We start from the raw sequence: 22,125 nt of genomic DNA, 5'->3' as shown, positions 1-22,125 counted from the left end.
TTGGATGAGGTCTGACCTTACATGCTGCGTTTTCTTTCCCGCAACAGCGACGCGCCGGAACTTCGCAATGCCGACTACCTGCTGAGACTGCCGCGTAATTCCGATTACCGGCAATGGTATAAGCTGCGTTCGGAAAGCCGGCAGTTCCTCCAGCCATGGGAGCCAACCTGGCGCAGCGACGAGCTGACTGAAAGCTCGTACCGCGTGCGGGTGACGCGCAATGCACAGGAATTTTCGTCCGGATTGGCCGTTTCCCTGCTACTTTTCAACAACCAACAGACGCTTTTAGGCGGCATAACGATCGGCTATATCAGGCGCGGTGCGGCGCAAAGCTGCATGGTTGGCTACTGGATGGGTGAGGCCTATGCGGCCCAAGGCCATATGTCTGCCGCATTAAAGCTGGTAATACCCTACATCTTCAACGGACTTGAGTTGCACCGTATTGAGGCAGCCTGTATTCCAGAGAACTTCAAAAGCATACGGCTGCTTGAAAATGCCGGATTTCAGCGAGAAGGTCTCTTGCGGGAATATCTGAAAATAAACGGCGAATGGCGGGATCACCTCATGTTCTCCCTCATCACCGACAAGCAAAATCCCGGCGGGACGCAGTAGATTGATGAGATATATGAGCCTTGCGTCGCACTTCGTCAGACGTCTTGTGACCGCAGCGCGCTTTACGCCCCTGCTGACCCTTGTCTGCATCTTGTTCGCCGCTCAAGCGCATGCTTTCGAGCCGGTGAAGATTTCCAGAGACGACACGGCGCTGGATCTGACGGCGACAACCGATATTCACGCCAATCAGGGTGAAGCCTTTCAGGTGTCCACCGCGCCCGGTCCCGATGGCATCCGCCGTCGCATCGAAGTTCGCGCCTCCTCCCCCGCCCACCAGGGTGATTGGGCGGTGTTTGCGCTTGCCAATGTGTCTGAAGAGCAGCTTGAGCGCGTTATCGTGGCGCCGCATTTTCGTCTTGTGAATTCCAAGCTGTTCTGGCCGGATCTTGGTTCACAGCGCATCATCGCCATTACGCCCAGTGAAGGCTTTGCGCTCGACCGGCAGCCAAGCCCCGACGCCGATGTGTTTCGCATCACGCTGAACCCGGGCGCGGTCATCACCTTCGTGGCTGAACTCTCGACACCGCAATTGCCACAAATCTATCTGTGGGAGCCGGAGGCCTACAAGGACACGATCAATGCGTTCACGCTTTATCGTGGCATCGTACTCGGCATTGCCGGTCTTCTTGCGGTTCTGCTCACCATTCTCTTCGTGGTCAAGGGCACCTCGGTTCTGCCCGCCTCCGCAGCACTTTCCTGGGCGGTTCTGGCCTATATCTGCGTGGATTTCGGCTTCCTCGAAAAGCTGATTTCCGTGACCTCCAGCGACGAGCGAATATGGCGCGCCGGTGCGGAAGTGGCGCTGGCCTCCAGTTTCGTGGTCTTCCTCTTCACCTATCTCAACCTGAACAGATGGCATGCGCATCTGGGCTACGCGACCTTCGCGTGGATTATTGGACTGGGCGCGCTGTTTGGCGTCGCGATCTATGATCCTTCGATTGCGTCGGGCATTGCGCGCCTATCCTTTGCGCTGACGGCGACGGCGGGATTGGTGCTGATTATCTATCTCGGCTTCAATCGCTACGACCGCGCCATTCTGCTGGTGCCATCATGGGCGCTTATTCTTGTGTGGCTGTTTGGCAGCTGGCTGACGGTGACCGGGCAGTTGGACAATGACATTGTGCAGCCAGCCCTTGGCGGCGGTCTGGTTCTGATCGTGCTTTTGATCGGCTTTACCGTTATTCAGCATGCCTTCGCCGGCAGCGCCTATCAGCAGGGACTGTTTTCCGATCTGGAGCGTCAATCGCTGGCGCTGACGGGTAGCGGTGACACCGTTTGGGACTGGGACGTGACCCGCGACCGCATTGTCACCACGCCTGACGTTTCGATCAAGCTCGGCCTCGCCCACGGCACCATGCACGGCGCTGCCCGCAACTGGCTGCCGCGCCTGCACCCTGATGATCGCGACCGCTTCAAGGCAACGCTCGACGTATTGCTGGACCACCGCAAGGGTCGCCTCAATCACGAGTTTCGTATTCGCGCCGAGGATGGCCACTTCCACTGGCTGCAAATTCGCGCGCGGCCTGTGCTCGGCTCGAATGGCGAAATCATTCGCTGCGTCGGCACCATTACCGATATTACCGAGCAGAAGAACTCCATTGAGCGCCTGTTGCAGGATGCGTTGAGCGACAATCTCACCGGCCTGCCGAACCGTCAGGTTTTCCTCGACCGGCTACAATCCGTCCTGAACCTTGCGCCCGAAGGCGAGACGGTTCGCCCAACGGTGATGGCCATCGATATCGACCGCTACAAGCTGGTCAACGACACGCTGGGCATCGCTGCTGGCGACAATATTCTGATTGCGCTCACGCGCCGCTTGCGCCGTCTGCTGAAGCCACAGGATACGCTCGCACGCCTTTCCGGCGACGAGTTTGGCCTGATCCTTGTGTCAGAGCGCGATCCACAGCGCGTGGCGGATTTTGCCGAAGCCGTGAACAAGGCCATCATGGTGCCGATCAATTTCGCCAATCGCGAAATCGTCCTGACCGCCTCCATCGGCCTCGTTTCATGGATCGACCAGCAGGAAAGTGCTGCGGGTCTGCTCAGCGATGCCGAGCTTGCCATGTACCGGGCCAAGCGCGCCGGTGGAAATCGCGTCGAACCTTTCCGGCCTGCGTTCCGCACCTCTGGCACAGACCGGCTGCAAATGGAGAGCGATCTTCGCCGCGCCATCGAGCGCAAGGAACTGTCGCTGGCCTATCAGCCGATCATCAAGCTCGACAATGGCGATCTGGCAGGTTTCGAAGCCTTGATGCGCTGGGAACACCCCAAGCGCGGTTCCATTCCACCGAGCGAATTCATACCGATTGCCGAGGCTTCGGGCCTGATCGAGCCTCTGGGAATGTTTGCGTTGGAACGTGCCGCGACTGATCTGATGGACTGGCAGCACGCAATCGACAAGTTGCCGATCTTCATTTCGGTCAACATTTCCAGCGCCCAGCTGTTGAACAACGAGCTTTACAACGACGTTCGCAGCATGTTGCAGCGAACCCGTTGCAACCCGAAGCAGCTCAAGCTGGAACTGACCGAATCCGTCGTGATGGAAAACCCGGAACAGGCGCGGCTTGTGCTGGCAAAGCTGAAGGATACGGGTCTTAGCCTCGCTCTTGATGATTTCGGCACGGGCTATTCATCGCTGGCCTATCTCACACGCTTCCCGTTTGACACGATCAAGCTCGACAAGGCGCTGGTAGCCAATACCAGTGACAAGCGCAACGTCCTGCTGCGCTCTATCATCGCCATGGCCCGTGCGCTTGAGATGCAGGTTGTTGCCGAGGGCATCGAGACGCCTGAGGATGCGGCCGAACTCGCCCGCATGAATTGTCACTACGGGCAGAGCTTCCTGTTCGGCACGCCGGATACGCCCGACGCAGCGCTGAAGCTGCTTCGGGAGCGTTTTCAGGTGGTCAAGAGAGCCTGATCCTGCTGCTGCATCGGCTGAAACCCGTCATCAGCCAGTTCTGGCTGACCGACCGGTATTCTCTCGTGCAACAGCTGGTGCATGAATTCGAGCTTGGTTTCAACAGCCTGCGTCAGCACGAACGGGTAGAGGTCTGGTAGACCCATGCTGCGCTGCATCGAATTTAGCGCAAGCGTGAGCGGTATCCAGGCCGTCACCAGCTGCTTGGCACTTCTTGCACTGTAGGGGTCGAAAGCAACCTCGGTTTCCAGCGCCTCATGTCCCTCAGGTTCGATGGCGATACCATAGGCGTGAGCCGTCTCAAGCGTGTCGACGATGTGCAGATAGTGCGCGAAGCACTCCGCAAAATCTTCCCATGGATGGACGGCGGCATAGGCGCTGATAAAATTCTGCTGCCAGCCGGGTGGTGGCCCCTGCTCGTAATTGCGCTTAAGCGCTTCGCCATAGTCTGCACGCTCATCCCCAAACACCTCGCGGCAGGCTTCCAGCCGGTGGGCGTCGCGCACGAGCATGTTCCAAATGAAGTGGCCGACCTCATGGCGGAAATGTCCGAGCATCGTTCTGTAGGGCTCGTTCATGTTGCTGCGAATCTGCTCGCGCGTTGCATCATCCGATTCCGCCGCACGAATGGCAATCAGCCCTTCGTCATGGCCGGTCATGGCGGGAATGATCGAACCATCAGGTGCTACTTCATCCACCAGAAAGTCAAAGACGAGGCCATTGGGATGAACATCGCGGTTCGGGTGCGGCAGCTTTAGCCGCAGCAGCGAATAGAACAGATGGCGCTGCGCTTGGCTCAGCCTGCGCCACTGTTCGATACCGTCTTCGGTGGTGGCATCCGGCACCAGCCGGTTATGGCTGCAAGCCGGACAGAAGTTGCTGTTACTGTCCGATGGTACCGACCAGTTGCAGATATCGTTGACTTCATTGGCGCAAAAACGGATCTGCTTTTCCGGATTGGAAACAAGCGACCAGTTCGGCTCACCGGCGGGCTCGATGGCTTCCATGGTCAGTGTCTGCGGGACGAACACCAGCCGATGGCCGCATTTGACGCATGAGCGGTTGTCGAAATGAACGGGCTGTCCGCACGCAGCGCAGGAAAATAGGCGCATAGGTCGCTCCTGGAAACGACGGCTTTGGGCCAGGGGCCGAGCCGCTTTGAGTGATGAGATGCTGACGATGAAAAAGCGCACGTGCTTTGAAAACACATGCGCCCATCGATAGAGTGTTCAACACTAGGGTTGAAATGCTGGCAAATTAAGCCCGGTCAATCGCGCCTTTGACGGCATCCTTGGCTTTTCCGATAGTGGACTGGATCTTGCCCTTGGTTTCCTGCGCAGCACCTTCGGCGCGCAATTGGTCGTTGCCGGTTGCGTTGCCCAGGCCCTGCTTGACCTTGCCTGCAACTTCGTTGGCCGTGCCAGAGATTTTATCGGATGTGCTACCCATAATATTTCTCCCTAAATTCTAAGCCAGACATTCAGCTGGCTGCGCAGGTAAAAACGTTGGGATCACAATTTTGTTCCCGCACTCAGGCGTGACCGGCTTCAGCGGATAACATACGCGGATCAACGCCCATCAGGCCCAGCGCCCGCTCATATTTGTTGTTGAGGGAGCGATCAAAGATCAAGTCCTCGGAGGCCGGGCAATTCAGCCAGCCATTGCTGGAAATTTCGTTCTCCAATTGGCCAGGCCCCCACCCTGCATATCCCAAAAGCAAGGTCGCCTTCTTCGGACCTTCGCCGCTGCTGATGGCTCGGACGATATCCAGCGTTGAGGTCAAGGAAATATCCTCGCTGACGGGAATGCTGGAATCACCGCTGTAGTCATCCGAATGCAGAACGAAGCCTCTGCCAGCTTCAACAGGTCCGCCGCACAAGACGGGGAACTGCCGCGTCTGGTCGGGCAGCATGATGGCATCAGTCTGGCTCAGCATGTTGAGATGCAGCAGCACATCGGTGAAGGTGATCTGTTGTGGGCGGTTGATGATGAAGCCCATGGCACCTGCGCTGGAGTGCGCGCAGATATAAACCACCGACCGCTCGAAAACACCGCCTTCCAGCCCCGGCATTGCGATGAGAAAATGGCCTTCCAGAAACCCGGTTTCATCCTTGTTCATCAGGGTGGCAAACATCGCGGTAGCCTCCTGTGCGAGATGCGCTGGCGTGCCCACAAAGATGCTGCATAGACGAGGATCAATCAACCGAAAATGATAACCTGCGTAAAATCGTAACTTTCCACTTCGGGGATGTTGGGTTAGACCGGACGCATGAACGCCAAGCTCTCCCTCTTCGCCCGCGCATCACTGCCGCTATTTGCTCTCACGCTTGCACTGGCATTACAGCCAGCCACCGCAAAAGCCGATATTACGGAGTGGCAGCAAAGCGAAGGTGGACGCATGCGGGTCGTAAGTCTGCCCGCCGATGCCGATGGCCGCATTCAGGCGGCTTTGCAGATCGAGCTCAAGCCGGGCTGGATCACCTACTGGCGCGAACCGGGGGAATCGGGCATCCCGCCCAAGATAACACTCGAGGATGCGAGCAAGGCGCGCCTCACATCACTGTCCTTTCCAGTGCCAAAGCTCATCAAGAACGAAGAGATCGAGGATATCGGATATGATGCGCCTGTTTCCCTGCCTTTCGAGCTCCAATCTCAACCGGGCATCGACAGCGGAAATGTGCGCCTCACGGCATTTATCGGCGTTTGCCTGAATATCTGCATTCCCTTCGAGGCGAGTTTCGACATCGACATGGGCAAGGGCGAGACCGCAACCGAGGAAGAAACCGAGGCTGTTGCGGAGGCCAAGACAAGCTTGCCAATGCCAGCGACAGACGACTTCAAAGTCCAGAGTTTCCACATCACGCCGGACAAGACCCTGCTGGGCGTGGAGTTGCGACTGCCGGAAGGCGCACCGAAAGAGACGGAAATTTTCGTGGCCGGTCCATCTGGCTACGCCTATTTCGAGCCGCAGAACATGGTGCGCGACAAGCGTAAGCTGGCCTTTTACATGAACATCAAGGGGCTGCCAAAGTCCTATAATCCGAAGGGCCAGCAGTGGACGATCCTGGTCAAATCCGGTGATCAGGTCATGGAAGCGCCACTGGATTTTCCTCCGTGAGGACAACCCAAAAATCGATGGAGACTTTGTAAATTCATCGACTATAGTCGCGCCGGATCATTGCCACAGGAGCGATATTATGACCATCAAAATCGGCGACAAACTCCCCTCTGCGACATTCAAGGAAAAGGCGGCCGACGGCCCGGTTGAAACCACCACCGACGCGCTTTTCAGTGGCAAGAAGGTTGTCGTTTTTGCCGTTCCCGGCGCGTTCACACCGACCTGCTCGCTTAACCACCTGCCTGGCTATCTCGAAAACCGTGATGCCATTCTTGCCCGTGGCGTGGATGATATTGCCGTCGTGTCCGTCAATGACTGGCATGTCATGGGTGCATGGGCACAATCGTCTGGCGGACAGGGCAAAATCCACTTCCTGGCTGATTGGGACGCATCTTTCACCAAGGCGCTCGGCCTTGATATCGACTTGTCCGCAGGCGCGCTCGGCGTACGCTCCAAGCGCTACTCCATGCTCGTTGAAGACGGCGTGGTGAAGTCTCTGAACGTCGAAGAAAATCCAGGCCAGGCCACGGTCTCCTCTGCAGCGACCATGATCGAACAGCTTTAATAGCCTATTGGATACCCATCCCCGGCCCCGCGCCGGGGATGTTTTCAACGACGTCCTTTCCACGTTTCGCATATTTGCGATCAGGCGTGTGCCATGACACCGCCGAGCAGCCCATGTTGCCTGCCCCCCCGATCTGGAACGTCGCACCACGCTAAAAGTCAGGACATTTTTCCGCCGCATTTGTTATATCATTACAGTTACTATATAACATTATCGTGAGCATGAAATGCTGGATCACTTCGCCCTCCACCGCCTGCTACGGCAATCCGTCGCTACCCGCCTTATCCTCGTTTGCACCCTGATCGCTCCTCTCTGGCTTGCCATCCGCTGGGCGGCATCGCTGTCATGAGCGGGGCTGCGGTACTCACACTCGATAATCTGACCGTGGCCTATGATCGCCATCCGGCGGTGCACCACGTTTCCGGCCAGTTTCTGGACGGCAGCCTCACAGCCATTGCTGGCCCGAATGGCGCGGGCAAATCGACGCTGCTGAAAGCCATGATCGGCGATCTGAAGGCCGCTGAGGGTCGTATAGCGCACAGCTTGACCCGTGCCGATTTTGGCTACCTGCCGCAAGCAGCCGAGATAAACCGGCGTTTTCCAATCTCTGTTCTCGAGACCGTTACGCTTGGCGTGTGGAAAACCGCAGGAGCCTTCGGCAGCATCGGCAGAGCAATCGAGAAACAGGCTCAAGAGGCGCTGGCGACGGTTGGACTTTCCGGCTTTGAGGCGCGGTCTATCGGCGCTTTGTCTGCCGGTCAGTTTCAGCGGGTACTCTTTGCTCGGCTGCTGATGCAGGATGCGCGGGTTATTCTTCTGGACGAACCCTTTACCGCCATCGATGCACGCACAACCCGCGACCTTCTTGAAATCGTTACGCGCTGGCATGGCGAGGGCAGAACGGTGATTGCCGTCTTGCATGATTTCGAGCAGGTGCGCGCGCATTTTCCCCACACATTGCTGATTGCGCGCGAATTGATTGGCTGGGGGCCTACAGAGGAGGTCATGTCGCACAACAATCTCCTGCGTGCCCGCACCATGGCCGAACGATGGGATGACAACAGCGAAATTTGCGAGGCTGCACAATGACCGCCTACGACATCTTTCTCGCTCCATTCCAGGATTACGGCTTCATGCGGCGCGCGCTGGTCGCGTGCTTTTGCCTCGCAGCCGGTGCCAGCCCCATTGGCGTATTTCTGATGCTGCGCCGCATGAGCCTGATGGGTGATGCACTTAGCCACGCCATTCTGCCGGGCGCCGCCATCGGCTACCTCATCGCTGGTTCCCTGTCGCTGACCGCGATGGGCGTCGGCGGGCTGGTTGCAGGCCTTTCCGTTGCGCTTTTATCGGGCATCGTCAGCCGCATCACGCCGTTGCAGGAGGATGCCAGTTTCGCGAGCTTCTATCTGGCCTCACTGGCACTGGGCGTACTGATCGTTTCCCTGCATGGCTCCAATGTCGATCTTCTGCATGTCCTGTTCGGCACGATCCTCGCAATCGATGCGCCCGCGCTCTACCAGATCGGCGCCATCACCTCGCTCACACTGGTCGTTCTCGCCATCATCTACCGTCCTTTGGTAACCGAATGCTTCGACCCCGGCTTTCTGAGAGCCGTCGGCGGGCGTGGCCATCTTTACCACGTCGTGTTTCTGGTGCTCGTCGTTATCAATCTGGTGGCGAGCTTTCAGGCTCTCGGCACGCTGATGGCAGTGGGACTGATGATGCTGCCAGCGGCTACCGCGCAATTATGGACCCGCAACCTACCCACCATGCTGGTTCTTGCAGCTTTGAGCGCAGCCGTTTCCGGCTATCTCGGTCTCGTCGTTTCCTACCATTTCGAGCTGGCCTCGGGGCCCACCATCATCATGGCTGCGACCTGCCTTTACGGCCTCTCCATCTTGACCGCACCGGCGGGGCTTGCCGGGCGCTATTTCACCCGCCCTCATCTGAAGGGCTAACCCCAGGAGACTACCCCATGTTGTCCCGCAAATATCTCATGACTGCCGCTGCACTGCCCGCACTTTTAGCGTTCTCCTCCCCCGTTTCTGCCGCCGAGTTGAAGGCCGTCGCCTCGTTTACGGTGCTGGCAGATATCGTCAAACAGGTGGGCGGCACGCATGTAACCGTGACCAGCCTCGTGAAGCCAGATGGCGACCCGCATGAATTCGAGCCTTCGCCATCAGACGCCAAGCACCTGAAAGCGGCGGATGTCGTTTTCGTCAGCGGTCTTGGCCTTGAAGGATGGATGGACCGGCTGATCTCCGCCTCCGGCTACAAGAGCACTCCGGTTACGGTTTCGCAGGGTATTACGACCCGCAGCATGGAAGAGGACGGCAAGACCGTAACCGATCCGCATGTGTGGAACAGCCCCGTCAACGTAAAGGTTTGGGTAAAGAATATCGAAACGGCATTGGCAGCGGCAGATCCTGCGGACGCTGCGGCCTTCAAGGCCAATGCCGATACCTATCTGAAAAAGCTGGATGGCCTTGATGCATTCGCCCACGAGAAGTTCGACACCATTCCGGCAGATCGCCGCAAGGTGCTGACCAGCCATGATGCCTTCGGCTACTTCGGGCGCGATTACAAGGTCACGTTCCTGTCGCCGCTGGGTGTTTCCACCGAAACCGAGGCGTCTGCGGGCAGTGTTGCCAAGCTGATCGAGCAGATCAAATCAGAGAACGTCAAAACCTATTTCTTTGAAAACTCGAACGATCCGCGCCTGGTGAAGCAGGTGGCAAAGGCCACGGGTGCCAAGCCCGGCGGCGAGCTTTACGTAGAGGCCTTGTCCAAAGCCAATGGCCCTGCCCCAACCTATGAGAAGATGTTCCGCTACAATGTCGAACAGTTGGCGGCAGCCATCAACAAATCAAGCTAAACACGCCCATGAAGTGGGGCGCAGATCTCATCGGTCTGCGCCTTTTCGATATGTGTCAGGTCGCCATGTCGAAAACGAGCAGGCCAGCTGCGCCGCCGTCCACAAGACCCATCAATCGCTGGCCAACATCAATATGTTGGGGATGGGCCAGATACTCGTCGCGCGCCTCAATGCTATCAAGCGTGACAATGAAGCCATCCATGAAGCCGCCATTGAGGCCCTCTGAGGATACATTCTGGCCGCATTTCACATCCGTGATGCCGGGGATGACATCCTTCAGCGCTGTGATGGCCTCATAGATGCCCTGCTTTTCAGCCGTTGCAGTCGCCGACTTGAAGCGTATGAATACGCAGTGCATGATCATGGAATGTCCCTCGCCTGGTTTGTATTTTCGCAGGAAGATAGGTGAGCACGCGCAATGCGCAAGTGCGAATGCGTGTGGGTGCGAAACGCAGTGGGGTTCGAACGCGCGTTCGCTTCACGGCTAGCGGCGCTTGAAGGGCTCCATGCCTCTCCTGGCAAGCTCGTCGGCGCGTTCATTTTCAGGGTGCCCGGCATGGCCTTTGACCCAGTGAAGCGTGACCTTGTGGCGTTCGCGCGCAAGCTCCAGCGCCTGCCAAAGCTCCACATTCTTGACGGGCTTGTTATCAGCGGTTTTCCAGCCTTTTTTCTTCCAGCCGAAAATCCATTTGGTAATGCCATCCTTCACATAGGCGCTGTCCGTATAGAGATCGACCTCGCAGGGTGATTTCAATGCATTGAGCGAGGAGATGGCGGCCATCAGTTCCATGCGGTTGTTGGTCGTTTCCGCCTCGCCGCCACAGAGCTCCTTCTCCGTCTCACCATAACGCAGAACCGCCCCCCAGCCGCCTGGGCCGGGATTGCCGGAACAGGCACCATCCGTGTAAATCTCAACATGCTTCATTGCGTAACCAGACCATATTCGCCGACATTGGAAATGGTGCGGTGGAAGCGCAACTTTTGCAGATATTCCAGCGGATCCTTCTTGACCACGAGCGCGCCTTCCGGCGTCGTCAGCCAGTCATAGAGGCGCGTCAGGAAAAACCGCAGCGCTGAACCCCGCGCCAGCAATGGCAGTGCGGTAAGTTCCGCCTCGCTCATGGGCCGCACGGACTGGTAGCCTTCCAGCAGCGCCTTGCCCTTGGTGACGTTATAGGCACCATCCTTCTCAAAGCACCAGGCATTGAGGCAGATCGAGACGTCATAGGCCAGAATATCATTGCAGGCGAAGTAGAAATCGATCAGCCCTGAGAGATCGTCGCCCAGGAAAAAGACATTGTCCTGAAAGAGATCGGCATGGATAACGCCATCTGGCAGATCCTGCGGCCAATGGACCGCCAGAAAATCAAGATCCGTGCGGATTTCCTGCTGCAGGCCGGGCTCGACCTCATCGGCACGGGCTTCAGACTTCTCCCACAGAACCTTCCACCCTTCGACAGACAGCGCATTGGGCCGCTTCAGCTCAAAGCCCTCGCCCGCCAGATGCAGGGCCGCCAGCGCCTTGCCAACTTCGCGGCAATGGCGGGCTTCAGGCTTGCGCAGCCACATGCCTTCCAGAAACGAGATGAGCGCGGCGGGGCGACCGGACAGTTCGCCCAGCAATTCCCCATCATGGCGCGGCAATGGCAGGGGGCAGGACAGCCCCTTTTCGAAGAGATGCTGCTTGAGGCCGAGGAAAAACGGCAGGTCGGCTTTCTCGACGCGCTTTTCATACAGCGTCAGGATCAGCGGGTCCTGCGTGGTGTGCAACAGGAAGTTCGTGTTTTCGACACCTTCGGCAATGCCCTTATAGGACGTCAGCTCGCCGACATCATATTCCGTCAGGAACTGCTTCAGATCGTCTTCGCTGATATCCGTATAGACTGCCAATTTGTGATCTCTTATGCGTAAAAATGGATTGTTGGCTTATCAAGGCTGCGATGCTGGCTTTGGTGGCAACGCATCGCTGGCGGTGCCATTAACGAAGGCCATATCCTGCGTTGTCAGCTCGATTTCGCGCAATTCCTTATTGACCAGAAAATGCTCGGTTTCCTCAACGGTCACCGCCAGATCAAGCGTGGTATCGTAGCGTGCCTTGAAGGCCTGGATAATCTCATCCACGATCACCTCAGGCGCAGATGCCCCCGCAGATAGCCCAACCGTTTCGACAGGCCCGATCTCGTCCCAATCAATTTCAGCAGCGCGCTGCACCAGAACTGAGCGTTTGGCACCAGCACGAAGGGCAACTTCAACCAGACGCTTGGAATTGGACGAGTTTGGCGCGCCGACCACGATGAAAAGATCGCAGCCGGGTGCTGCCTGTTTCACCGCATCCTGCCGGTTGGTGGTGGCGTAGCAGATACTGTCTGCTGCCGGGGCCTGCATGGCCGGGAAGCGTTCCTGAAGCTTGGCGATGACGCCAGCCGTATCGTCAACCGAGAGCGTTGTCTGTGTGACGAAGCCCAGGTTTTGCGTGTCTTCAGGCTCGTAGCGTGCGGCATCCTCGATGGTCTCGACCAGAGACACGGTGCCTTCAGGCAGCTGTCCCATGGTGCCGATGACTTCAGGATGACCGGCGTGGCCGATCAGGATGACGTGACGGCCAAGCCGCTGGTGGCGCATGGCCTGCTTGTGGACCTTCGACACCAATGGACATGTCGCATCCAGATAAAACAGGTTTCTGGCCTGCGCATCCGCCGGCACGGATTTCGGCACGCCATGGGCGGAAAAGACCACGGGCTGCTGGCGATGTTCGGCCGGAATCTCGTGCAGCTCCTCGACGAAAATCGCACCCTTGGCTTCAAGCCCTTCTACCACATAGCGGTTATGGACGATTTCATGGCGGACATAAACTGGCGCACCATAGGCCTTCAATGCCAGTACAACGATCTGAATGGCGCGATCAACGCCTGCGCAAAAGCCGCGTGGGCCGCAGAGCCTGATCGTCAGAGGCGGTTTGGAAACGGCGATATTCATTCCTTCTCCTTAAGCCTCCCGCTTGTTCATCAACCCGATTTTCTCAAGCCCCGGACATAGGCAAAACCGACAACAATGACAAGGGCGAGCGCCAATCCGTACCACGTAATCACATATTGAAGGTGATTATTTGGCAGATCAATCAGCGTTACGCCGCCCTTCGGCCAACCGCCGGGGTTGGGTGCGGCATTGACATCCACAAAAAACGGCAGGACTTGCGCCGGCTCTAGGCCCGCACGGCTCGTCATCGCCGTCAGGTCTTTCCAGTAGTAGATGTTTTTGGCCAGATCATTGTCCGGCAGCAGGCTGGAAGGCTTTGAGCCCAGCCGCGACCGCGCAAGGCCTTCAATATTGACGCTACCCGCAACCTCGCCCTCCTTGCGCGTGGCAGGCTCCTTCATGTCATAGGGCGCAAAGCCGCGATTGACGAAGATGGTGCGCTCATCGGCCAGCTTCAGCGGCGTATAGATATAATAGCCGGTCTGGCCCTGGAAGGTCGCGAAGAAATGTTGTTCCTTGGTGTGATCGAACGTGCCGGACAGTTGCACGGTTCGGTATTCTATATCACCGCCAGATGCTGCCAGCTTTTCGATGTCGGCCAGCGGAAGGGGTGGTGCCTGGGTGCGCTGCTGAATATCAGCAAGCAGCCCTTCCTTCCAATACATGCGCTTGACCTGCCATGTGCCCAGCGCCAGCAAAAGGACGAGCGCCAGAAGCACCAGCGGCGCTGCAAACCACATGCGACGATGACTGGCTTGAAGAAGGTTTTTGTCAGTCACTGTCAATCTGGCCTTCACTGGCTTTATAGCGATATTGCAAGGCGATCATCACGCCTTTCATCTTCTTCAAAAGAACAAGGGACAGAATGATGGCCGTGGGTATCCAGATCAAGGCATGGAGCCACACCGGCGGCGCAAAGCTGGCATCGAACCAGAGCGCCAGCCCGATGATCAGGAAACCGACAATCAGCATGACAAGGACCGCAGGTCCCTCACCCGCGTCGGCAAAACTGTAATCAAGGCCGCACGCGCTGCATTTCGGTTTCAGCTTCAGAAAGCCAGCGAACAGCCCGCCCATTCCGCAACGCGGGCAGCAGCTTTGCAGGCCAGCCTTTACCGGGTCGACCGGTGGGTATTGCGGCTCGTCGTCTTGGGTCATCATATCCTCCTCGACATGATTGTCCGTCTCACACAAAAACAAAGGGCGGCACGCGCCGCCCTTTGATCAACTTCTTATGTCGTTTCAGTGTGCGAGCGGTGCGCCCCAGCCACCCCAGACATAGATGGCGAAAAACAGGAACAGCCAGACCACGTCAACAAAGTGCCAATACCAAGCAGCAGCCTCGAAGCCGAAATGCTGCTTGGCCGTGAAGCCGCCAGCGATGGCGCGGATGAGGCAGACCATCAGGAAGACCGTGCCGATGAAGACGTGGAAGCCATGGAAGCCTGTCGACATGAAGAACGTCGCGCCGTAAATCGAGTTTTTGAAGTCAAACGGTGCTTCCATGTACTCATAGACCTGCACGAAGGAGAAGAACGCTCCCAGTGCAACTGTCAGTGCAAGTCCGCTGATGAGGCCCTTGCGATCATTGTGCAGCAGCGCGTGGTGCGCCCAGGTTACGCAGGTGCCGGACAGAAGCAGAATGACGGTGTTGTAGAGCGGCAAATGCCATGGATCGAGAACCTCGATGCCCTTTGGCGGCCACTGCCCACCGGTGTACTCGACACGCGCAGCCTGAATGGCCTCATGCGGGTAGAGGCTCGCGTCGAAATAGGCCCAGAACCAAGCCACGAAGAACATGACTTCGGACGCGATAAACATGATCATACCATAGCGCAGGTGCAGCGAGACGACGCGGGTATGGTGGCCTTCATTGCCTTCCTTCACCGTGTCAGCCCACCATGCGTACATGGTGTAAAGCACGATTGCGAGGCCGATATAGAACAGCCAGGGGTTTGCCCATTCCATGCCGAACATCTTCATGGAGCCGCCAGAAAGATAGCGCATGTAACAGACGCCACCAAAGGTCAGCACAAATGCGCCGATCGAGGCCAGAAGCGGCCATGGGCTGGGGTCTATGATATGGTAGTCGTGGTTCTTCTGATGTGTGTCTGCCATGTGATCGATCCCCGCAGGCTCTTCCCTAGTCTCACTCGATTAAGCAGCCCTCTGAACAAAGGCTACCCATGCAGCACGACCGAAACCGGCCGTGCCTCCCTCTCTCAAAGTTTCGCCTCGTCACGTTCAGCCTTTACCGGCAAGGACGCAACTGGTTTTTCCGTCTTGGACGGATAGAATGTGTAGGACAACGTCAATGTATGAACGTTTCTCGTTTCCCGAGCGTTGACGATCTCAGGGTCTATGAAGAACACCACCGGCATTTCCAAAGTTTCACCGGGCTGAAGTGTTGTCTCGGTAAAGCAGAAGCACTGGACCTTGTTGAAATAGGCTCCAGCTTCCATTGGCGTGACGTTGAAAACCGCCGACCCGGTGGTTGCGACAGCCGAACGGTTCGTCGCTCTGAACATGACCTGCACAGTCTCGCCAATCTTTGGCTCAACCATCTTGTCGACAGGGTGAAAATCCCAGTTCAAGCCGTTCGACGTATTGGAGTCGAACGTCACCTTCATCTTCTTGTCGAGAATGAAATCGGAATATTGTTCGACACGCTGAGTGGTGCCGTTATAGCCAGTGACCTGGCAGAAAAGGCGGTAAAGCGGCACCGATGCATAGGCCATGCCGACCATGCAGCAGACGAAAATCAGGCACAGAACAAGGATCGAGGCATTGCTCGTCTTCGCCGCGCGTGTGTCACTCACTGCCATGTCGCCTCCCCCTCCTGCCGCTCAGCGGTCAAAAATCGCCGATTTTTATGATGGTGATGATGTAGAAGAGAACCACGAGAGCGGCCAGAACAATTCCGAGTGCGATGTTGCGTCCGCGTCTCGACTTTTTCTGTGCCTCATTGAGCTTAATTGTTTCCATCAGGCGGCTCCTCCCACCAACGTCAGAAACGATGGCACCAGATGATCGGCCAGAAGGCCGGAGAAAATCGCAAACAGATAGAACACTGAATAGGCAAACATCTTCTTGGCCTGAACCATGCGCTCATCGCCATCCGGCATGCGCCGGACCGAGATGGAACACCAGATGAAGACGGCGCTCAGGACAGCGGCGAATATGCCGTAACCCGTGCCAGCAAGCCCGGTGAAATAGGGCGCGACCGCAGCGACCGCCGTCAGCAGCGAATAGGCGATCATCTGGTTTTTGGTTGAACGTTCACCCGCCACATTCGGCATCATGGGGATGCCGACAGAGCCATAATCGCGCATCTTGAAGAGAGCCAGTGCCCAGAAATGTGCAGGCGTCCACAGGTAGATGATCATGAACAGGATCGTGCTGTCGAGCGACACGCCACCGGTGACGCAGGCCCAGCCGAGCATGGGCGGGAATGCGCCAGCCGCTCCACCGATAACGATGTTTTGCGGTGTCGAACGCTTCAGCCACATGGTGTAGACGACGGCGTAGAAGAAAATCGTAAAGGCCAGAAGACCCGCGGCAAACCAGTTGACGGCAAGACCGAGGATGGCGACGGAAAAGACAGACAGCGTCATGCCGAAAGCCAGCGCTTCACGCGGCGCAATCCGGCCCGATGGAATAGGTCGCTTGGCGGTACGCGTCATCACGGCATCGATATCGGCGTCGTACCACATGTTCAGCGCGCCGGACGCGCCAGCACCCACGGCGATACAGAGAATGGCGATAACGGCCAGCACCGGATTGATGCTGCCTGGTGCGAGCACGAGGCCGGCGAAACCGGTGAAGACCACCAGCGACATGACGCGGGGCTTCAGCAGTTCAAAGAAATCGCGCGCACCCGCTTCAGACAGCCTGAGGCCATCCATATCCAGCGTATCGCTGTTGTCGATAACGGTCATATTTCCTGCTTTCATAGGAAACGCCGCGCAGAATGGCGGCGCTCCTTGATGTCTTTCGTCCAAGTGTGAAACTGACATTTATCATGTTCAGCTAAACGACACCCTTGGACAAAATGCCTCAGCGGATACGGGGAAGCTGTTCCCACTGGTGATATGGCGGCGGCGAAGACAGCTGCCATTCCAGTGTTGTTGCACCTTCACCCCAAGGATTGTCACCCGCAACGCGCTTCTTGGCAAAGGCTTCCCAAACACCGGCGAGGAAGATCAATACCGCGACGGCCGAGATGTAAGAGCCGTAGGACGATACAGCGTTCCAACCGGCATATGCGTCAGGATAATCGATGTAACGACGCGGCATGCCAGCAAGACCGAGGAAGTGCTGCGGGAAGAAGATGAGGTTCACACCGACGAACATGACCCAGAAGTGGAGGTTGCCGATCTTCTCGCTGTACATGTAGCCCGTGATCTTCGGGAACCAATAGTACCAGCCAGCGAAGATAGCGAAGACAGCGCCCAGAGACAGAACGTAATGGAAGTGCGCAACCACATAGTAAGTGTCATGCAGCGAACGGTCGAGACCTGCATTGGCAAGCTGAACGCCGGTCACACCACCCACAGTGAAGAGGAAGATGAAGCCGATTGCCCAGATCATCGGTGTCGAGAAGGTCAGAGAGCCGCCCCACATCGTGGCGATCCAGGAGAAGATCTTTATGCCTGTCGGAACCGCGATGACCATGGTTGCGAAGACGAAGTAGCGCTGCGCTTCCAGCGACAGGCCGACCGTGTACATGTGGTGCGCCCACACGATGAAGCCGACTGCGCCGATGGCGACCATGGCGTAGGCCATGCCGAGATAACCGAAGATCGGCTTCTTGGAGAATGTCGATACGATGTGGCTGATGATGCCGAAGCCGGGCAGGATCAGAATGTAAACTTCAGGGTGACCGAAGAACCAGAACAGGTGCTGGTAAAGGATTGGATCACCGCCGCCTTCCGGCGAGAAGAATGTCGTTCCGAAGTTACGGTCGGTCAGCAGCATGGTGATGCCGCCTGCCAGAACTGGCAAGGACAAGAGCAGAAGGAAAGCCGTGACCAGAACGGACCAGGCAAACAACGGCATCTTGTGCAGGGTCATGCCCGGCGCACGCATGTTGAGGATCGTGGTGATGAAGTTGATAGCACCCAGGATGGACGAAGCACCCGCAACGTGAAGCGCGAAGATCGCGAGATCCACCGCAGGCCCCGGCATACCGCTCGTCGAAAGCGGCGGATACATAGTCCAGCCGCCACCCACACCATAGGCACCTGCAGGTCCCTCAACGAAGAGCGAAAGCAGAAGAAGGATGAAGGCAGGAACGATCAGCCAGAAGGAAATGTTGTTCAGACGCGGGAACGCCATGTCAGGTGCACCGATCATGATCGGGACCATCCAGTTGGCAAATCCGCCAATCATGGCAGGCATGACCATGAAGAAGATCATGATGAGCGCATGCGCAGTGGTGAACACATTGTACATGTGCTTGCCGCCATCAATGGCAGCATCGCCTTCGAAACCATAGACCATGGTCGCGAGACCGTGGAAAATCTGAATGCCCGGTTCCTGCAATTCCATGCGCATGACAACGGAAAGTCCACCACCGAGAATACCGGCAATGATTGCGAAGATCAGGTAAAGCGTGCCGATATCCTTGTGGTTGGTCGATAGAAACCAGCGCTGAAAGAAAGTCGGCTTGTGCGCGTGGTGCGCGTGGTCGTCATGATGAACGTCATGGACGTGAGATTGGTGATTGTCGTGTGCGGATGGTCCAGCCATTGTGCCCACTCCCTACGTTACTTGGTTTCGTTTTCGGCAAGCTGAACGGTGCGCGATGCACCATCCACCGACGCCATGAGCGCCCGGTTCGCACCACCAAGATCTGAGGCGGCAGCAGCATACCAGGTTGCGTATTGCTCGTCGGAAACCACTCGTATGGCGATTGGCATGTAAGCGTGATCCTTGCCGCAAAGCTCGGAGCACTGGCCGTAATACAGGCCTTCTTTTTCAGGCTTGAACCACGTTTCGTTCAGGCGACCCGGCACGGCATCGATCTTGACGCCGAAAGCGGGCATTGCGAAGGCGTGAATAACGTCTGTTGGAGCTGCGGTAACGAGCAGGCGTACTGTTTTGCCAACAGGAACAACCATTTCGTTATCGACAGCCAAAAGGCGTGGATAGCGGGCCACATCAACCTTGCCAGCACTCGCACGGTCGGCTTCCTTCAGCATGTAGCTATCGAAAGCCAGGGGCTCGGCACCTTCGGCGGCTGTATACTCATAATTCCACTGCCACTGGGTCGCCGTCGCCTTCAGCGTGATATCCGGATTTTCCGGCTGGGTCAGCTGGGCGTTCAACAGGTTGAACGACGGGAACGCCAGGAACATGAGGATGAGAACCGGAGCCAGCGTCCAGACAATCTCAATCGCCGTGTTATGGCTGGTCTTGGAAGGGACCGGATTTGCCGATGCGCGGAATTTGACCGCGACGATAATCAACAATGCAAGCACAAACAGCGTGACAGGAACAATGAACCAAAGCGTATATTGTTCGAACCAGCGAATTTCATGCATGATGGGCGTTGCCGCCTCCTGCAAACCCATCTGCCACTCTTTCGGCTGATCGGCGCTTGCGCCGCCAGCCGTGAGCAGACAGATACCGCCCACCAAGCTTGCGTAAATTCTGTTAGTCACGGTACCTCTCCCTCACGCGTTTGATCATGATCAATCTCAAACGCAGAATCCATGCATATAGAGTAGACTTCAAATCATAGTTTGCCTGTCGCCGCAATATCGCCTTGGTTTGCAACCGAACCATTTTTAGCTCTATCCTGCTTCATCTTACCAGCGAAGCGCCGCCACCACCACTTGCAACGGTTGGTTTGCGATAAAGACTGCGATCAATGCGCCGCAAAGTCCTATTTTGGCCGTACTCGCTTGGAATTGAGGGTGGCGGCTCTTTTCTTTCCGCTGCGGGACGTCAAAATAGCCACACTGATTCGAATTCCTGAGGTATCCATGCGTCTGTCTCCGATTGCGCGCGGTTTTATTATCGCCGCCGGTCTTTCCCTTATCGTTCCGGCTGCGGGTTTTGCCCAGCAACAGCAGCCCGGCACGCCCAAATCGACGCATGGTGCGTGGTCCGTCATCTGTGACAAGCCTGCGGGCGCATCTGAAGAGCAATGCGCTCTGATGCAGAACGTGATTGCGGATGACCGTCCGGAGGTTGGCCTTTCAGTTGTCATTCTGAAGACGGCGGATCGCAAATCCCGCATTCTGCGCATTCTTGCCCCGCTCGGCGTTCTGCTGAAGGATGGGATGGAACTCTATATCGACAACAACAATATTGGCCGTGCCTATTTCACCCGCTGCTTTTCCGAAGGGTGCTATGTGGAAGTCGATATTGACGATGAATTGCTGAAAGTGCTGCGCGCCGGCAAGAACGCGGTGTTTGCCTTGCGCGAATCCGTAGATCAGGACCGCGTTGGCATTCCCATCGAGTTGCGCGGCTTTGCCGAAGGCTACGACACGCTTCCTTGATCAATCTTGCGCGGGCGCGTCCTAGCGCTTAAATGCGCTGAGACATCGGGTATTGCATGTGACCGCTATCCGATGCTCAGGAACAGCCAGAACCGGAGCCCGCGATGACCCAAGATCTCTTGACCCTTTTCGATTGCGATGAAGGGCAGTTGCGCGCCAAGGTCGCCGATGCGCTTTCTGGTGCTGATGATGGCGAATTGTTCGTTGAACACGCGCAGGCAGAATCGCTGACCTTTGACAATGGTCGCCTCAAGGGCGGCAGCTTCAACACCGATCAGGGCTTTGGTCTGCGCGCCGTTGCAGGTGAAACGGTGGGTTATGCCCATGCGGGCGAGCTTTCGCTTGGCGCACTCGGGCGGGCATCCGACGCCGTTGGCGCTGTGACGAAGGGCTATTCCGGCTCCTATGCGGCGGCACCTCAGCGCACCAACAAGAAACTCTATGGCGATGAAAATCCGATCGGCTCTCCGAGCTTTGAGGAGAAGGTCAAGCTTCTAACGGAGATCGATGCCTATCTACGCGATAAGGATCCGAAGGTTCGCCAGGTGACTGCAAGCGTTGCGGCCAGCTGGCAGGTGGTCGATATTCTGCGCGCCGATGGGCACCGGGTCAGTGATATCAGGCCCATGACACGCATCAACATATCTGTCGTAGCCGGTGAAGGCGACCGGCAGGAGAGCGGTTCCTATGGCATAGGCGGTCGCGTCGGTTTCGGTGATTTCATCACTACGGAAAACTGGCCGCGTGGCGCAGATGAAGCATTGAGACAGGCGCTCGTCAATCTGACCGCCATTGATGCACCAGCTGGTACGATGGACGTTGTGTTGGGCGCTGGCTGGCCGGGGGTCATGCTGCACGAAGCTGTCGGCCACGGGTTGGAAGGTGATTTCAACCGCAAGAAAACCTCGGCCTTTGCCGGACTGTTGGGAGAAATGGTGGCCGCCCCCGGCGTGACCGTGGTGGATGACGGCACCATCGATAATCGTCGCGGCTCGATCACGATTGACGACGAAGGCACCCCTTCGGCCTATAATGTGCTGATCGAAAATGGCAGGCTTGTCGGCTACATGCAGGACCGGCAGAACGCACGGCTGATGGGGCAGAAGGCCACCGGAAATGGCCGTCGCCAAGGCTATGCCCATGTGCCAATGCCGCGCATGACCAACACCTATATGCTGGGCGGCGACAAGACGCCGGAAGAAATCATCGCTTCGGTCAAGAAGGGTATTTATGCGGTCTCCTTCGGCGGCGGGCAGGTCGATATCACCTCAGGCAAGTTCGTCTTCGGCTGCACGGAAGCCTATCTCATCGAAAACGGCAAGATCGGCGCGCCGGTCAAGGGTGCCATGTTGATCGGCAACGGGCCGGACGCGATGAAACGCGTTTCGATGATCGGCAATGACATGAAACTCGATACCGGCGTCGGAAATTGCGGGAAAGCCGGTCAGTGGGTTCCGGTCGGTGTCGGCCAGCCTCATCTGCGGATGGACCAGATTACCGTTGGTGGAACCAAGGCTTAAATGCGGAAAGAGAAGCCCGACTTCAGAA

Annotated in this window: 24 protein-coding genes; 9 read left to right on the top strand and 15 right to left on the bottom strand. The window is 57.1% G+C overall.

The genetic code is table 11. From position 1 onward, the window contains the following. Positions 1-21 precede the first annotated feature (21 nt). Positions 22-612, top strand: a complete 591-nt coding sequence (locus RQI55_RS09410) for a GNAT family N-acetyltransferase (protein ID WP_243256517.1) — start codon at positions 22-24, stop codon at positions 610-612. Positions 613-616: 4 nt separating this feature from the next. Continuing rightward, on the top strand, positions 617-3,532 hold the full coding sequence (locus tag RQI55_RS09405; protein ID WP_409233706.1) for an EAL domain-containing protein: 2,916 nt from the start codon (positions 617-619) through the stop codon (positions 3,530-3,532). Here the strand turns inward: RQI55_RS09405 and RQI55_RS09400 are convergent. From RQI55_RS09400 to RQI55_RS09390, 3 genes are all read right to left on the bottom strand, one after another. Continuing rightward, positions 3,511-4,644, bottom strand: coding sequence for a putative zinc-binding metallopeptidase (locus RQI55_RS09400; RefSeq protein WP_311272509.1), 1,134 nt, complete (start codon positions 4,642-4,644; stop codon positions 3,511-3,513). The two genes, RQI55_RS09405 and RQI55_RS09400, sit on opposite strands and share 22 nt — an antisense overlap. A gap of 145 nt (positions 4,645-4,789) precedes the next feature. Next, positions 4,790-4,981 carry a CsbD family protein gene (locus RQI55_RS09395; RefSeq protein ID WP_311272508.1) on the bottom strand — a complete coding sequence of 64 codons (192 nt, stop codon included), beginning with the start codon at positions 4,979-4,981 and terminating at the stop codon, positions 4,790-4,792. A gap of 82 nt (positions 4,982-5,063) precedes the next feature. Continuing rightward, positions 5,064-5,666 carry a YqgE/AlgH family protein gene (locus RQI55_RS09390; RefSeq protein ID WP_042618432.1) on the bottom strand — a complete coding sequence of 201 codons (603 nt, stop codon included), beginning with the start codon at positions 5,664-5,666 and terminating at the stop codon, positions 5,064-5,066. A gap of 135 nt (positions 5,667-5,801) precedes the next feature. Here RQI55_RS09390 and RQI55_RS09385 point away from each other — a divergent pair, with 135 nt between their 5' ends. From RQI55_RS09385 to RQI55_RS09365, 5 genes are all read left to right on the top strand, one after another. Further along, on the top strand, positions 5,802-6,650 hold the full coding sequence (locus tag RQI55_RS09385) for a protein-disulfide reductase DsbD domain-containing protein (RefSeq protein ID WP_311272507.1): 849 nt from the start codon (positions 5,802-5,804) through the stop codon (positions 6,648-6,650). 79 nt (positions 6,651-6,729) lie between these two features. Further along, on the top strand, positions 6,730-7,215 hold the full coding sequence (locus RQI55_RS09380; protein ID WP_042618183.1) for a peroxiredoxin: 486 nt from the start codon (positions 6,730-6,732) through the stop codon (positions 7,213-7,215). A 345-nt stretch (positions 7,216-7,560) separates the two neighbouring features. Next, positions 7,561-8,304: an ABC transporter ATP-binding protein gene (locus RQI55_RS09375; protein WP_311272505.1), complete on the top strand. Its 744-nt coding sequence runs from the start codon at positions 7,561-7,563 to the stop codon at positions 8,302-8,304. Further along, entirely contained in the window at positions 8,301-9,173 is an 873-nt protein-coding gene (locus RQI55_RS09370) for a metal ABC transporter permease (RefSeq protein ID WP_243256523.1), read from the top strand. The genes RQI55_RS09375 and RQI55_RS09370 overlap by 4 nt, the downstream gene beginning before the upstream one ends. Before the next feature lie 17 nt (positions 9,174-9,190). Beyond that, a complete protein-coding gene (locus RQI55_RS09365) occupies positions 9,191-10,090 on the top strand; it encodes a metal ABC transporter solute-binding protein, Zn/Mn family (protein WP_409233705.1) in 900 nt (299 codons plus the stop codon). A 55-nt stretch (positions 10,091-10,145) separates the two neighbouring features. Here the strand turns inward: RQI55_RS09365 and RQI55_RS09360 are convergent, their stop codons facing one another. The 12 genes from RQI55_RS09360 to coxB form a co-directional block, all read right to left on the bottom strand. Continuing rightward, positions 10,146-10,454, bottom strand: coding sequence for a Dabb family protein (locus tag RQI55_RS09360; protein ID WP_243256524.1), 309 nt, complete (start codon positions 10,452-10,454; stop codon positions 10,146-10,148). 120 nt (positions 10,455-10,574) lie between these two features. After that, positions 10,575-11,015: a ribonuclease HI gene (gene rnhA, locus RQI55_RS09355; protein WP_042618178.1), complete on the bottom strand. Its 441-nt coding sequence runs from the start codon at positions 11,013-11,015 to the stop codon at positions 10,575-10,577. Then, positions 11,012-11,980 (bottom strand): homoserine kinase, encoded by a 969-nt coding sequence (locus RQI55_RS09350; RefSeq protein ID WP_311272504.1) that lies wholly within the window; start codon positions 11,978-11,980, stop codon positions 11,012-11,014. Before RQI55_RS09350 ends, rnhA begins: the two co-directional genes overlap by 4 nt. Positions 11,981-12,019: 39 nt before the next feature. After that, positions 12,020-13,066, bottom strand: coding sequence for a 4-hydroxy-3-methylbut-2-enyl diphosphate reductase (gene ispH, locus RQI55_RS09345; protein ID WP_042618176.1), 1,047 nt, complete (start codon positions 13,064-13,066; stop codon positions 12,020-12,022). Positions 13,067-13,095: 29 nt separating this feature from the next. Beyond that, positions 13,096-13,806: an SURF1 family protein gene (locus tag RQI55_RS09340; RefSeq protein ID WP_243256994.1), complete on the bottom strand. Its 711-nt coding sequence runs from the start codon at positions 13,804-13,806 to the stop codon at positions 13,096-13,098. A gap of 31 nt (positions 13,807-13,837) precedes the next feature. Continuing rightward, the gene (locus tag RQI55_RS09335) at positions 13,838-14,224 is read right to left on the bottom strand and encodes a DUF983 domain-containing protein (RefSeq protein ID WP_243256526.1); all 387 of its coding nucleotides are present in this window, start codon (positions 14,222-14,224) and stop codon (positions 13,838-13,840) included. An 84-nt stretch (positions 14,225-14,308) separates the two neighbouring features. Then, positions 14,309-15,184 (bottom strand): cytochrome c oxidase subunit 3, encoded by an 876-nt coding sequence (locus RQI55_RS09330; protein WP_243256527.1) that lies wholly within the window; start codon positions 15,182-15,184, stop codon positions 14,309-14,311. Positions 15,185-15,288: 104 nt separating this feature from the next. Next, a complete protein-coding gene (locus tag RQI55_RS09325) occupies positions 15,289-15,891 on the bottom strand; it encodes a cytochrome c oxidase assembly protein (protein WP_243256528.1) in 603 nt (200 codons plus the stop codon). Positions 15,892-15,919: 28 nt separating this feature from the next. Further along, a complete protein-coding gene (locus tag RQI55_RS09320) occupies positions 15,920-16,051 on the bottom strand; it encodes a hypothetical protein (RefSeq protein WP_274604068.1) in 132 nt (43 codons plus the stop codon). Next, positions 16,051-17,004, bottom strand: coding sequence for a heme o synthase (locus tag RQI55_RS09315; protein WP_311272565.1), 954 nt, complete (start codon positions 17,002-17,004; stop codon positions 16,051-16,053). The genes RQI55_RS09320 and RQI55_RS09315 overlap by 1 nt, the downstream gene beginning before the upstream one ends. Positions 17,005-17,122: 118 nt before the next feature. Beyond that, positions 17,123-18,817 carry a cytochrome c oxidase subunit I gene (ctaD, locus tag RQI55_RS09310; RefSeq protein ID WP_042618171.1) on the bottom strand — a complete coding sequence of 565 codons (1,695 nt, stop codon included), beginning with the start codon at positions 18,815-18,817 and terminating at the stop codon, positions 17,123-17,125. A 17-nt stretch (positions 18,818-18,834) separates the two neighbouring features. Further along, positions 18,835-19,731: a cytochrome c oxidase subunit II gene (gene coxB / locus RQI55_RS09305; protein ID WP_243256529.1), complete on the bottom strand. Its 897-nt coding sequence runs from the start codon at positions 19,729-19,731 to the stop codon at positions 18,835-18,837. A gap of 324 nt (positions 19,732-20,055) precedes the next feature. Here coxB and RQI55_RS09300 point away from each other — a divergent pair, with 324 nt between their 5' ends. Together RQI55_RS09300 and tldD are read left to right on the top strand one after the other, a co-directional pair. Then, entirely contained in the window at positions 20,056-20,577 is a 522-nt protein-coding gene (locus tag RQI55_RS09300) for an invasion associated locus B family protein (protein WP_042618169.1), read from the top strand. Positions 20,578-20,681: 104 nt separating this feature from the next. Beyond that, on the top strand, positions 20,682-22,097 hold the full coding sequence (gene tldD, locus RQI55_RS09295) for a metalloprotease TldD (RefSeq protein ID WP_311272503.1): 1,416 nt from the start codon (positions 20,682-20,684) through the stop codon (positions 22,095-22,097). Positions 22,098-22,125 lie beyond the last annotated feature (28 nt).

The sequence above is a fragment of the Rhizobium sp. WCS2018Hpa-16 genome, from assembly GCF_031843705.1.
Classification (GTDB): domain Bacteria; phylum Pseudomonadota; class Alphaproteobacteria; order Rhizobiales; family Rhizobiaceae; genus Agrobacterium; species Agrobacterium tumefaciens_C.
This window is presented reverse-complemented; position numbering and strand designations above follow the sequence as displayed.

Excerpts from the sequence above, each read along its gene's own strand:
- RQI55_RS09410 (WP_243256517.1), top strand. The coding sequence starts at position 22 with ATGCTGCGTTTTCTTTCCCGCAACAGCGACGCGCCGGAACTTCGCAAT.
- RQI55_RS09405 (WP_409233706.1), top strand. The coding sequence starts at position 617 with ATGAGATATATGAGCCTTGCGTCGCACTTCGTCAGACGTCTTGTGACC.
- RQI55_RS09400 (WP_311272509.1), bottom strand. The coding sequence starts at position 4,644 with ATGCGCCTATTTTCCTGCGCTGCGTGCGGACAGCCCGTTCATTTCGAC.
- RQI55_RS09395 (WP_311272508.1), bottom strand. The coding sequence starts at position 4,981 with ATGGGTAGCACATCCGATAAAATCTCTGGCACGGCCAACGAAGTTGCA.
- RQI55_RS09390 (WP_042618432.1), bottom strand. The coding sequence starts at position 5,666 with ATGTTTGCCACCCTGATGAACAAGGATGAAACCGGGTTTCTGGAAGGC.
- RQI55_RS09385 (WP_311272507.1), top strand. The coding sequence starts at position 5,802 with ATGAACGCCAAGCTCTCCCTCTTCGCCCGCGCATCACTGCCGCTATTT.
- RQI55_RS09380 (WP_042618183.1), top strand. The coding sequence starts at position 6,730 with ATGACCATCAAAATCGGCGACAAACTCCCCTCTGCGACATTCAAGGAA.
- RQI55_RS09375 (WP_311272505.1), top strand. The coding sequence starts at position 7,561 with ATGAGCGGGGCTGCGGTACTCACACTCGATAATCTGACCGTGGCCTAT.
- RQI55_RS09370 (WP_243256523.1), top strand. The coding sequence starts at position 8,301 with ATGACCGCCTACGACATCTTTCTCGCTCCATTCCAGGATTACGGCTTC.
- RQI55_RS09365 (WP_409233705.1), top strand. The coding sequence starts at position 9,191 with ATGTTGTCCCGCAAATATCTCATGACTGCCGCTGCACTGCCCGCACTT.
- RQI55_RS09360 (WP_243256524.1), bottom strand. The coding sequence starts at position 10,454 with ATGATCATGCACTGCGTATTCATACGCTTCAAGTCGGCGACTGCAACG.
- rnhA (WP_042618178.1), bottom strand. The coding sequence starts at position 11,015 with ATGAAGCATGTTGAGATTTACACGGATGGTGCCTGTTCCGGCAATCCC.
- ispH (WP_042618176.1), bottom strand. The coding sequence starts at position 13,066 with ATGAATATCGCCGTTTCCAAACCGCCTCTGACGATCAGGCTCTGCGGC.
- RQI55_RS09340 (WP_243256994.1), bottom strand. The coding sequence starts at position 13,806 with ATGTGGTTTGCAGCGCCGCTGGTGCTTCTGGCGCTCGTCCTTTTGCTG.
- RQI55_RS09335 (WP_243256526.1), bottom strand. The coding sequence starts at position 14,224 with ATGACCCAAGACGACGAGCCGCAATACCCACCGGTCGACCCGGTAAAG.
- RQI55_RS09330 (WP_243256527.1), bottom strand. The coding sequence starts at position 15,184 with ATGGCAGACACACATCAGAAGAACCACGACTACCATATCATAGACCCC.
- RQI55_RS09325 (WP_243256528.1), bottom strand. The coding sequence starts at position 15,891 with ATGGCAGTGAGTGACACACGCGCGGCGAAGACGAGCAATGCCTCGATC.
- RQI55_RS09320 (WP_274604068.1), bottom strand. The coding sequence starts at position 16,051 with ATGGAAACAATTAAGCTCAATGAGGCACAGAAAAAGTCGAGACGCGGA.
- RQI55_RS09315 (WP_311272565.1), bottom strand. The coding sequence starts at position 17,004 with ATGACCGTTATCGACAACAGCGATACGCTGGATATGGATGGCCTCAGG.
- ctaD (WP_042618171.1), bottom strand. The coding sequence starts at position 18,817 with ATGGCTGGACCATCCGCACACGACAATCACCAATCTCACGTCCATGAC.
- RQI55_RS09300 (WP_042618169.1), top strand. The coding sequence starts at position 20,056 with ATGCGTCTGTCTCCGATTGCGCGCGGTTTTATTATCGCCGCCGGTCTT.
- tldD (WP_311272503.1), top strand. The coding sequence starts at position 20,682 with ATGACCCAAGATCTCTTGACCCTTTTCGATTGCGATGAAGGGCAGTTG.